This is a genomic window from Pelotomaculum terephthalicicum JT (assembly GCF_022410535.1).
Classification (GTDB): Bacteria; Bacillota; Desulfotomaculia; order Desulfotomaculales; family Pelotomaculaceae; genus Pelotomaculum_D; species Pelotomaculum_D terephthalicicum.
In genome coordinates, this window is sequence record NZ_JAKNBL010000010.1 from 31,086 (window position 1) to 42,620 (window position 11,535).

12 protein-coding genes are annotated in these 11,535 nt (G+C 47.9%); 1 reads left to right on the forward strand and 11 read right to left on the reverse strand.

The annotated features are described in order from the left end of the window. Positions 1-17: 17 nt before the first annotated feature. Together pgeF and L9W92_RS08355 are read right to left on the reverse strand one after the other, a co-directional pair. Positions 18-836, reverse strand: a complete 819-nt coding sequence (pgeF, locus tag L9W92_RS08350; protein ID WP_240083293.1) for a peptidoglycan editing factor PgeF — start codon at positions 834-836, stop codon at positions 18-20. Then, positions 833-2,386, reverse strand: coding sequence for an MBL fold metallo-hydrolase RNA specificity domain-containing protein (locus tag L9W92_RS08355; protein WP_240083294.1), 1,554 nt, complete (start codon positions 2,384-2,386; stop codon positions 833-835). The genes pgeF and L9W92_RS08355 overlap by 4 nt, the downstream gene beginning before the upstream one ends. 185 nt (positions 2,387-2,571) lie before the next feature. Here L9W92_RS08355 and L9W92_RS08360 point away from each other — a divergent pair, with 185 nt between their 5' ends. Beyond that, a complete protein-coding gene (locus L9W92_RS08360; RefSeq protein ID WP_240083295.1) occupies positions 2,572-2,790 on the forward strand; it encodes an FmdB family zinc ribbon protein in 219 nt (72 codons plus the stop codon). Positions 2,791-2,857: 67 nt separating this feature from the next. Here L9W92_RS08360 and L9W92_RS08365 read toward each other — a convergent pair whose 3' ends face one another. The 9 genes from L9W92_RS08365 to L9W92_RS08405 all read right to left on the reverse strand — a co-directional run bounded on the left by L9W92_RS08365 (position 2,858) and on the right by L9W92_RS08405 (position 11,517). Continuing rightward, the gene (locus tag L9W92_RS08365) at positions 2,858-3,970 is read right to left on the reverse strand and encodes a BsuPI-related putative proteinase inhibitor (RefSeq protein ID WP_240083296.1); all 1,113 of its coding nucleotides are present in this window, start codon (positions 3,968-3,970) and stop codon (positions 2,858-2,860) included. A gap of 150 nt (positions 3,971-4,120) precedes the next feature. Then, complete coding sequence (locus L9W92_RS08370; RefSeq protein WP_240083297.1) at positions 4,121-4,633, reverse strand: 4Fe-4S single cluster domain-containing protein; 513 nt, start codon at positions 4,631-4,633, stop codon at positions 4,121-4,123. Between the two features lie 98 nt (positions 4,634-4,731). Next, on the reverse strand, positions 4,732-5,700 hold the full coding sequence (fliY, locus tag L9W92_RS08375; RefSeq protein WP_240083298.1) for a flagellar motor switch phosphatase FliY: 969 nt from the start codon (positions 5,698-5,700) through the stop codon (positions 4,732-4,734). Positions 5,701-5,792: 92 nt separating this feature from the next. Then, positions 5,793-7,805 (reverse strand): anaerobic ribonucleoside-triphosphate reductase, encoded by a 2,013-nt coding sequence (nrdD, locus tag L9W92_RS08380; RefSeq protein ID WP_240083299.1) that lies wholly within the window; start codon positions 7,803-7,805, stop codon positions 5,793-5,795. 20 nt (positions 7,806-7,825) lie between these two features. Continuing rightward, positions 7,826-8,290: a transcriptional regulator NrdR gene (nrdR, locus tag L9W92_RS08385; protein ID WP_240083352.1), complete on the reverse strand. Its 465-nt coding sequence runs from the start codon at positions 8,288-8,290 to the stop codon at positions 7,826-7,828. 253 nt (positions 8,291-8,543) lie between these two features. Further along, a complete protein-coding gene (locus L9W92_RS08390) occupies positions 8,544-8,801 on the reverse strand; it encodes a YlmC/YmxH family sporulation protein (RefSeq protein ID WP_240083300.1) in 258 nt (85 codons plus the stop codon). A 143-nt stretch (positions 8,802-8,944) separates the two neighbouring features. Beyond that, entirely contained in the window at positions 8,945-9,718 is a 774-nt protein-coding gene (sigG, locus tag L9W92_RS08395; protein WP_240083301.1) for an RNA polymerase sporulation sigma factor SigG, read from the reverse strand. 122 nt (positions 9,719-9,840) lie between these two features. Next, a complete protein-coding gene (sigE, locus tag L9W92_RS08400; RefSeq protein WP_248285948.1) occupies positions 9,841-10,530 on the reverse strand; it encodes an RNA polymerase sporulation sigma factor SigE in 690 nt (229 codons plus the stop codon). Positions 10,531-10,605: 75 nt separating this feature from the next. After that, positions 10,606-11,517: a sigma-E processing peptidase SpoIIGA gene (locus L9W92_RS08405; RefSeq protein WP_240083302.1), complete on the reverse strand. Its 912-nt coding sequence runs from the start codon at positions 11,515-11,517 to the stop codon at positions 10,606-10,608. Positions 11,518-11,535 lie beyond the last annotated feature (18 nt).

An 11,535-nucleotide genomic window follows, 5' to 3' on the forward strand; every position in this document is an offset into this window, starting at 1 on the left:
CTTGATCACCCTTTCATCTATTTCAACATGATAAACGACGCCATCCTACCGGTTATCCCTCCTGCAGCCCGGTAAGAAAAGAACTGATCATTCCGGCAGGAAGTGCAAACGCCAGCCATAGCTATGCTGCTTTCCGGCAAGCCGGCTTCCAGGAGGGTGTGGTAATTAGCCTTCCATAAATTCAAGCGCCATTTTCCGGGATGTATGGATTCCACTAATTCCGCCCAGTTGGAAAAGCTTTTTTTAAACAACCCGATGACCTGCCCGTTCACTTCATAACAGCAGGGCCCGATGGAAGGCCCCACGCCGGCCAGACAGTCCGCCGGATTAGTTCCGCATACCTTAACCATCTTTTGAACAGTTTTTAAACCTATTTTAGCAACCGTCCCCTTCCATCCGGCGTGGGCCAGCGCCACCACCCCCTGAACCGGATCGAGAAGGAAAATCGGCACGCAGTCCGCATAATAACTGGATAGAGGCACACCCGGCACGGCAGTGACCAGGGCGTCAACATCCGGCAGCGCATCTTCAAATACCCTGGCGCCTCTTCCCTTATCGCTCAAAACCACCACTTCAACATTGTCGCCGTGCACCTGCCTGCCGGCCACGATATCATCCGGGTTTATACCCAGGGCGCGGCAGGCCAGCGCTCTGTTCGCCCGCACGTTTTCAACAGCGTCACCGACGTGAAAAGCGGTGTTCAATGATGAATACGGCCCCCGGCTCTCACCGCCGCCCCGGGTGGTAAATCCATGCTTCACCTGGCCGGTGGCTTCAAACATGGGGATCTGATAAAACTGCAAGTGATTTTTTACTTCAGTAACAAAGCCTCTCATCCTGTTTTTTTCAATCCCTCGTCCAAGTAAGTTTCCAAATCAGTCATGCGCCGAATTATTTCCTCCCGTTGAGATTGCGGCAAATCACAATCAAGAAGATTACGCAGCTTAGATGATAGCGAGGCATATACGGTTCTAAGCGGATCCGCCGCGCTTGCCGCAATAAGATTAACGGTCTGCCGCCAGGTAGGAACCGTGGCGTTAAAACCCAGCTCAGCACGAATTAAACCGGCTAAGGCGTTGGAGGAATCGGGTTCACCGTGTACTACAAAAATCTCTCTCGGAGGTATTTGAAAGCCCCTGACCCACTCCATTAATTCCGCCTGGTCGGCGTGCGCCGAGTAACCATCGATCGACCTGACATCGGCCCGGACAGCTATTTCATCGCCAAATATCCGCACTGTCTTCTCCCCGTCTAAAATTAGCCGCCCGAGAGTGCCGGGCGGTTGATAGCCGACAAAAAGCACGGTTGATTCGGGGCGCCAAAGGTTGTATTTCAAATGGTGCCTGATGCGGCCGGCCTCGCACATACCGCTGGCGGAAATAACAATGGCGCCGCTGACGTTGTTCAAGGACTTGGACTCCTCGGCGGTTTTGGTGAATCTTATCCCCGGCAAATTGATTGGGTTTCCGCTTCTTTTGATCAAATCAAGCGTTTCCTGGTCGAAATACGCCTGGCTGTGCTGAAAAACCGCGGTCGCGGCCGTGCTTAACGGACTGTCGATATATATCGCCATTGGCGGCATCCTTTTCGCCTCCGCGAGGAGACTGAGGTGGTAAAGCAGATCCTGAGTGCGCTCAACGGCAAAAGCGGGGATAATAAGATTACCACCCTTCTTATAGGTTTCCCAAATTGCTTCATGCAATAATTCCATTTCATCTTCGTTTTGCTCATGCATGCGGTTGCCATAGGTCGACTCCATGACCACATAATCAGCTTGACTGATTATTGACGGGTCTTTTATCAATGGTTGGTCCTTCCTGCCGATATCGCCGGAAAAAACCAGTTTAATCTCGTCGTTCCCTTCCTTAACCCACAACTCGATCATCGCTGATCCGAGAATATGACCGGCGTCAACAAACCGCACTCTGATCTCAGGTGTTAGCTGGACTATTTCATCATATGAAACCGGGCTAAAAGAAGACAGGCTGTTGTACGCGTCCCTCACATCATAAACAGGTTCTATCATAGCTTTGTTGGCGCGACGGTTTTTGCGGTTCTTGCGTTCAACCTCCATTTCCTGAATATGCCCGCTGTCGGGCAGTAAGACCTCGCACAACTCCACTGTGGGAGCGGTGGTGATTATTTTGCCGCGAAAACCATACCTGACGAACTTGGGTATCAAGCCGCTATGATCAATATGTGCGTGAGTGAGCAACAAGAAATCAACACTGCCGGGAGGCGCAAGGATTTTGCCGTAATTACGTTCCCTGATTTCTTTGGGTCCCTGGAACATCCCACAGTCAACCATTATTCTAGTATTTGCCGTGTCCAGCAGGTAGCATGAACCAGTTACCGTGCCTGCCGCTCCCAAAAATTGCAGTTGCATTAGAGTCCCTCCCCCTCTTCCCACATTAGCAGGTATATGAAACTAAATAATGTATATAAGATAATTCCTCTCCACAACCCTTGATCCCTCTTTTTTCAGATAAAAAGTAACGGCCGCTTGACATGGCAACCCCAAATGGCATACTCTAGAAAAGTAATATTGCTGATTAAAGTGAGGTAATTCATATGCCGATTTACGAGTTTCGGTGCACCGGGTGCGGTAGTCGTTTCGAAAAGCTATGCCAATTGGATGAAAGCGGTGAAGGCTTAAGGTGCCCCAGTTGCGGCGCCGCATCCCCCAAACGGGTGATGTCATCTTTTCGCGCCGCCGGCGGTGGGGTAAACAGCGGGGATGCCGGCTGCAGCACCTGCGGTTCTTCAAATTGCAGCACTTGCGGACATTAGCCTGAAGAAATGCACAAGGAGGCAGGCGGAAACACTGCCTCCTTGCTGTTTTTGTAGAAAAATGATTCTAGAATAGGCAACGCAATTCAACGTCGTCAATCTTAACCGTATTGTTATTGTTTCCCGACGGCTCGAAGGTAAATCTTACTTCGGCGATCCTGGCTCCCGCGGGCACACGTCCAGTGGAAAGGCTATATCTTTGGTAAGCGTTATTCGGTATGTTCTCCTGTGAATATCTTGGTTCAGTTCTACCGACAAAATTCCCGGCCCGGTTGGTATAAATGATTTCAACAAATAAAACGAATCTTCCCACGCCGCCCGGCTGGATATTCTCCCTGGCCCGCCAGCTTAGTTCATATATTCTCCCAGGCTCTATATTTACCTTTTGAGACAATACAGCGCTTTCGTTATGAACTGCGCCAAGCTCGGCGGCATAATTACCGGTATGGGAGAGAGTGCTGCGGTACAGGTTGCTTCCCGTCCAGCCCCGCGGGAAAGAAGCCGCCCGAGGCCAATCCTCAAAATTAGGATTAACTAAAATGTTTCCTCCCGGGCAAGGGGTGGGAGCAACTGTCGGTGTGGGTGTGGGTGTCGGTTCAACAGCTGAGCGGATTCTAATATTAACGGACACGGCCACGTTCTCAAAACCTCGGGCAACGTTATATCCTTCAATGGTTATGTCGCCTGCCGCCACCTGCTGGCCGCGGTTGTTTCTTTGGTTCCAGGTTACTTGAAAAGTCTGGCTGCTGCCTGATCTGAGGGTAACATTTGAAGCTACCTGGGCAAAAGAACGTCCACGGGACCAGCGCCAGATTTCAGTCTGACCGCGTCTGGCCACAAAATCATAGCGTTGGGCATTCCGGTAGCGAAGCGTGACATTTCTACCGCTCACGTTGGTTTTAACCAAAGTGATTACCACATCTTCGCCCCGCCGGTACACCGATTTATTTGTGTATAAAACATAGCGAACGCCCCTTACCTGACGTGTTGCCCTGTTTCCTGCCGTTGCACTGGCTTCCGCGCCCCCTTCATCTTCCGGAATGGTCAGAGTCTGTCCTACAAATATTGTATTAGGATCAGCAATGCTATTAGCCTGAATAATTCTTTCCACTGTGGTGCCGAAACGCCGGGCGATCAGGAACAAGGTGTCTCCTGTCTGAACTGTATAAGTTATTGCCATAATGTCTCCCTTCCTTCCAAATTAGATCTAGACACATTTTTTTACATCTTATGTGTAAAACCCAAAAATGCCACACAAATAAAAACAAGGAACGTTCTAAAGTTGCCGCTCCTTGTCCAAACTCTGCTATTTTATATTTAGAAACAAATGCTAATTGAATGAAGCATTCCATTCAATTATTTTTCTTTCTTTTAATGAATTCACCACATCAATCACCCGCTGGTTGCGAGAGCCCCGGAAAGGCAACTCCAGATCCCTCTCCGCTATAATAAACGGGCCATCTACGATATAATCGGACAGTAGAAGCAGTTCCCTGACAGGCTGATTTAAATCAGCAAGCGCCAAGAGCTCTTCCCAGACATAACCTGTATAGGTAATCACATCCAGACCCAACATTTTGACTTCACGGCCTATCCATGCCAAAGGCAACGCTTGAAGAAAAGGCTCGCCCCCGGAAAAGGTAACCCCTTTAATCAGCTTCGCAGATTTAATCTGTTCCAGTAAATCCTTTGTCTCGACCAGAGTGCCGCCGGTCAGGTCCCATGTGTCCGGATTGTGGCAGCCCGGACAGCCTTTCTCACAGCCCTGGGTAAAAATAACAAACCTCAGCCCCGGCCCGTCAACCACACTCTCTTTGACAGTCCCGGAAACCCGCAGTTCCATGCTCGTCACCTCCTTCAAGTATTCAGAATATATTGAGAAGACAAACTATCCTCTCATTCTGACTCCTGACTGCTGACTCCTGATTACTATTAAACTAATTATACCGGTTTGCAAATCTGAGTAATCTGTACCTTCCCATTCTGCAGCATCTTACCTTTTGCCACTGTTAAACCGTTTATTTCAAGTTCTACTTGCCCGGACGGAAACGGTATATTGATTTCACCGCCAATATACAACCTGGCTACATCCTCCATCGTCCATCGAAGCCTGCCTAAGGTAAACGAAACCTCTGACGGCACGGCCAGAACACCGGCCAGGTTGGGCAGTTCCTGGAAGGCAAGCGGCTCCGCAGATACCGATGAACCTGCCTGTTCATCCGGCACGTCAAACAGACCCGCTTTCATCAAGAGGAAATAGGCTTCATCACGTGCCGTGTCAACGTCGGTTATCTGCATAAAAGTAGTTTTAAACAGGTTTCCAATCTTCACTTCGAAACGGGCGACAACTACCGGCTTGTCGGTCATCAGCGGGGAGTGGTCGGCGTTCGACAAGTCCGACACCATGATTGTCCGGGGCGGCTCAATATCGACTGCCACCCCAAAAATATTGGACATAGCCGTGGCCGCCGCGCCAATCATCTGATTCATGACCTCAGTCGCGGCGCTTATTTCAATCTCGGTTAATTTAATTGGGTGTTGTATTTCCCCAACGCCGCCCATCATAATGTCGGATATCAATGCTATATCTTCCTCAGTGATTACAAGTACATTAAAACCCCTCAACCCTGATTTGAAACAAACCTCAATAATTAAATAAGGTGTCGAAAAAGCCTTGAAGACTTCTTCCTGGCGGCAAACAATCGTCTGCGGATAACCTATGGTTACTTCCTTGTTCAACAACTCGGACAAAGTGGTAGCCGACGTGCCCATGCAAATGTTTCCGATTTCACCAATGGTATCCAACTCCTGCATGGTTAAAAGCTCCTCAGCTTCTTCCTGGATAGGTTTCTCACTATATCTGTTAAACAATTCATCAATTTCTTTTTGGGTTAATAGCTCTTCACTCATGCGTCTCACCTATCCTTATATGCAATTATTCTAAATATCCCACCAAGCAATAAATAGCACGCGTGTCACCAGCACGACAAGTATATTATATTCTACATATGTGTTACCCTGTCCCTCAATTCGTAAAGTTTGCTGTCATTGAACCGGTCGGTGGTACTTAAATAGCCGGTAATCCGCCGTACCCGGCTGATGTCGGCCGAACCGCAGCGCGGGCAGGTATCTTCATTGATAACACTCAATAAATTGCAGTTGGTGCAAAAATCTACCGGAAAATTTATACCGCCGTAACCCATATCGCATTCACGCATGTGTCTGATGATCGCCTCCACTGCTTCCGGGTTGTGCAGCGGAGGCGAAGCCATTTCTACATAACTGATGTGACCGGCGTTGCAATACTTATGATAAGGCCCCTCCAGCTTAATTTTGTCATAGGCGCTGATTGGCTGGTCAACGGGAATATGAAACGAATTTGTATAGTATTCTTTTGTAGTTACCCCCGGGATAAGCCCGAACTCTTTACAATCCAACCCCACAAAGCGCCCGGAAAGTCCTTCGGCCGGCGTGGCCAGCAAAGTGTAATTCAAATTATAACGCTCGCAAGCCCCGTCAATGGCTGAACGCATAAAGGCCACTATCTCCTGGCCAAGAGCCTGCGACTCCTCGTCCTCGCCATGGTTCCGGCCGGTTAGCGCCGTTAGCGTTTCGGCCAGACCAATGAAGCCCACGGAAAGAGTACCGTGTTTAATGGCCTCTTCAATCGGGTCGTCCGGCTTTAGTCCGTTAGAATCAAGGTAAAGCTTTTGCCCCATGATGAATGGCATATCTTTAACTTTCAATTTCGCCTGCACCGTGTAGCGGTGGTATAGCTGCCGGACGGCTAAATCCATCACTCCGGAAAGCCCGCGGTAAAAATCGTCCAGGTTCCGCTCCGCCTTGATCGCCACGCGGGGCAGGTTTATGGTGGTAAATGATAAATTACCCCTGCAGTCGGTAACCTCCGGTCCCCGCCTGTTGGCCATGACTCTGGTGCGGCAGCCCATGTAGCTGACATCGCAACCGTATTGGCTGTTAAAAGAAGAATCCATGAAACTAAAAGTGGGGTTCAGCCGTTTGCTGGCAACTCTGATCGCCAACTGGAACAGATCGTAATTAGGATCTCCCTGGTCCAGATTAATTCCTTCTTTGACCCGGAAAATGATATTCGGAAATATTGGGTTTTCACCTTTGCCCAGGCCCGCCTCGTAGGCCAAAAGAAGGTTTTTTACCACGCGCCGGGCTGGCTCAGATGTTTCCGTACCGATGTTTATTGAAGAAAACGGTACCTGGGCTCCCGCCCTGCTATGCATGCTGTTTAGGTTGTATATCAAAGCCTCCATGGCCTGGTATGTTTCAAAATCGGAAGCGTCCGACACGAAGGGTGCGATATCCCGGTCGAAGAAGGCAAACGACTGTCCGCCGTGCATGTCGTTCTGAGAACTCTGCAGGATTATCGTAGCCAGGGCCGTTGCCGTCCCAAGCCGTTTAGGAGGCCGGATATACCCGTGCCCGGTGTTGAATCCTTCCGATAATAATTTATTTAAAGGTATTTGCAGGCAAGTTAATGTCTTTCCGTAAAAATCAAGATCATGTATATGAATATCCCCGCGCAAGTGGGCTTGCGACATCTCCTCGGGGATTAGCCTGGTTAAATAATACTTTCTGCTGGCCGCACTGGCAATTTGGAGCATCTTAGCGGAAGGAGAGTTACTGATGTTGGCGTTTTCCCGGTTGGTCTCCTCCAGAATTTCCTCCACCGCGTCCATCAAATCGCCCTTTGCCTCACGGATGCGCGTACGCCTGTCCCGGTAAAGTATGTAAGCTTTCGCGGTGCGCGCGTGGCCCGCTTCGATTAATACTTTTTCCACAATATCCTGTACGTCTTCCACTCCGAAAGTTTTGCCGTTATATTGTTTCTTTAACAGTTTTATTACCTCGATAGTTAGTTCCATGGCGGTCTGACGGTCTTCACCGCCAACTGCCCGCGCGGCTTTAAAGATGGCGTCCGTTATCTTTGTTTCGTCAAACGGAACCTCCCGGCCGTCACGCTTCTGGACAGTCTTAAACATAGTCTGCTTAGTCCTCCTTTTTAACTGTTACCTTTATTATTGAGAAGATCTTTTAATTCTTTCATAAAGCTTTCGGCATCCTTGAACTCACGGTAGACCGAGGCAAAGCGGACATACGCCACCTCATCGAGGCCGCGCAAGCTGTCCATTACCAATTCACCTATATAAGTGCTTTTGGCTTCCGTCTCCATGGTGTTGCGCAGTTCCCTTTCAATGCCTTCGACTATTGTTTCAAGCTTTTCAGTGGAAACCGGCCTCTTCTGGCAGGCTTTGAGCAAACCCTGCAGCAGCTTCCGCCGGTTAAAAGCCTCCCGGCGGCCGTCCTTTTTCACTACTTGCAGAGGCAGTTCGTCCACTCTTTCATAAGTTGTAAAACGCTTTCCGCAGCTGCCGCACTCCCTGCGCCGACGAATTGAATGCCCCTCCACGGTAGGCCGGGAATCGAGCACCCTGCTGTCACTGAAACCACAATACGGACACCTCATCTTTTTCACCTGACTATCCTTGCCTGCGGATGATTATAACCCACAGGATATTGTATATACAATGCTAACATTATACAATATCTTGATAAAAAACAAAAGCACCGGATCCGGTAAAAAACAAAGAAAGAGACATTTAAGTCTCTCTATCGCTTTAAAGGTAAATTTTTCACATAAACATAATAAATACAATAATAAATATTTAAAATATTGCTGCCAGGCATCCGGTTTATCAAAAAACATGTTTAAGGACAGTTCAAGTTATATCTCTAAAACTGTTGGCCTCCACCAGGATAACATCCATTCCAATTTTTTTTATCTTATCCCACGGAACGATAATCTCCTCTTCTTTCCCGAGGAAACCTAAAAACTTCCCCCCATTTAACCCGGGCAGGATAATCGCATCGATCCTGCCTTCCTCCAGATCAATATCAATATCTTTAATCATGCCAAGCCGTCGCCCGTCTACTATATTGATAACCTCCCGCATCCGCAAATCAGAAATTTTCACCATACCGGACACCTCCCTCTATATTTATATGATCGAATATTGCGGCACTGACCATAAATTTAAAAATGGGGGTCAGGCTTTACTTTGTGAGTTTCTATTTTATAGAAACTCACAAAGTAAAGCCTGACCCCCTCAAAACATGCATATTACATGAATTTACGCATGTGGTTCAGCGCCGCCTTTTCCAGCCGCGACACCTGAGCCTGTGATATGCCGATTTCTTCGGCCACCTCCATTTGAGTCTTCCCTTCGTAAAACCTTAAAGTTAGAATTAATTTTTCACGGTTGCTTAGTTTTCTGAGAGCATCCTTGATAGTTATGTCTTCAAGCCAACTCTGATCCATATTTTTTTCATCATGAATCTGATCCATCACAAAAATTGTGTCGCCGCCGTCGTGATAAACCGGTTCAAAAAGAGATACAGGCTCCTGGATAGCATCAAGCGCAAAAACGATCTCCTCCCGCGGCATCTTTAACTCACCGGCAATTTCATTGATGGAAGGCTCCCTGGAATATTTGTTTACCAGCGCGTCACGCACCTGAAGCGCCTTGTAGGCCACGTCCCGCAAGGAACGACTGACCCGGATCGGATTGTTGTCGCGCAGGTAGCGGCGGATTTCCCCGATAATCATGGGTACTGCATAGGTGGAAAATTTCACGTTCTGGGAAAGGTCAAAATTGTCAATAGCCTTCATTAGGCCGATACAACCTACCTGAAACAAATCATCAACATATTCTCCCCTGTTGTTGAAGCGCTGAATCACACTCAGCACCAGCCGGAGGTTCCCGCTGATCAACTGGGTGCGGGCTGCAATATCACCATTATGCATGGCCTCAAACAACGTTCGCATCTGACTTCCTGTAAGTACCGGGAGCTTTGATGTATTAACCCCGCAGATCTCAACCTTATTGACCAGCATGGACATCCTCCCATTCCAGGTATTGTCGGGAAATAAACAACAAAGTCCTGTCCCAGTACATTATTGCCACGGAATTACCGAAATATACATTGGCGCAGCGCCGGTTCTCACTCTAAGAAGGTTTACTCCATGCGGTGAATTTCTTTTTTCAGCCTTTTGATAATCCTTTTCTCCAGCCTGGAAATATAAGATTGAGATATGCCTAAAAGATCAGCTACCTCCTTTTGAGTTTTTTCCATTCCGTTATTTAAACCGAAACGCAGTTCCATAATTTTGCGTTCACGCCCCGAAAGCCTCTGAAGCGCCAGGTAGAGGAGTTTCTTATCCACTTCATCCTCAATATATTTATAGATGATATCGTTTTCCGTGCCCAGGACATCCGACAGCAACAGCTCATTGCCATCCCAATCAATATTCAGCGGCTCGTCGAAGGAAACCTCTGTGCGGGTCTTGCTGTTCCTCCTCAAGTACATCAAAATCTCATTCTCAATGCAACGCGACGCATAAGTGGCAAGTTTGATTTTCTTCGCCGGGTCAAAGGTGTTAACGGCTTTGATCAAGCCAATGGTTCCGATAGAAACCAGGTCTTCAATACCAATTCCCGTGTTTTCAAATTTTCGCGCGATGTAAACAACCAACCGCAGGTTCCTTTCAATCAAGACGCTCCTTACCGCGGCATCCCCGGACTCTAAACGGTTGATTAAAAAGGACTCTTCATCCATGGTTAAAGGCGGCGGCAAAGCCTCACTGCTGCCGACATAGTGAATGCGGGGCCGATAGCCGACCCGGATCAGAAAGCGCAAAAGCGCCAAGCGAACGCACCATATTGTACACCAAATTTTCCTCACAGATAAATCATCCTTGAATTAATTTTTTTTAATCCTTCATTACATTTCCAGAAGGCGCGGATGCAATAAAGCGTTGTATGAGTTACCGGGGTCTATTTTTTTATGATATACTGCGATAACGGCTTTTTTTATCTGCACCAGGTGTCCCCGTTGCTCAAAAAACACTTCATCCGGCCGGAAGCCCACCATTAATCCACCGGAATTACCCAGCGAGTTAAAAGGAATAACGCTAAATAACGACCTCCGGGGGTTTTCACTCAGCGCGCTAAGTATATGCCACACGTCTGGCTCACCGGCTTGCTCAAACAAAACTTGCACTTCAGCAGGCAAGAGCGGCTTTAGAACACCATATTCCACCACGATTACCGCCCGTTTTGTCATCGGATCGATAAGCTGATTGCCGGTGTCAAGAAAAGCGCTGACCTGAACCTGTATTCCCTGTGATTTAATAAATAAACCAAGCTTGAATACTTTTTCCATAATACGCTTCTTAAGTAAGGAACTAATCACCTTGACCATGACCCCAAAGGCAATTATGCCCAGTAATAAGCCGGGCCAAAAATTTTTTGATACGATCAGACCGGTACCATTTATACTGGAAATCCGGAATGGCTGAATATAAAAGATTATTCCCAAAATCAGCCCGCCAAGAACAAAAGAAGTTAAATAAAAAACACCTAAACACACAAAAAACTTTTTGGGCTGGAGCGGCGCAAAGGTTAACGCGATGATTAATACTGATGCTATTAACTTGAACCAAGCGGTCAATAGTACATTGTTTCCAGGAATAAATAAAGTCAGTGTATAAGCCGCTCCCAACGCCGCACCGGCGGCCAGGCGGCCTTTAACGGCCTTTGTCCGGCTGAGTTTGGCGGTAGCCCATAGAATTGCATAGTTCATTACCATGTTGCCTAAAAAAACTTGGTCGAGATACACAGTATAAAACAACATCGCCCGACCCCTAACACC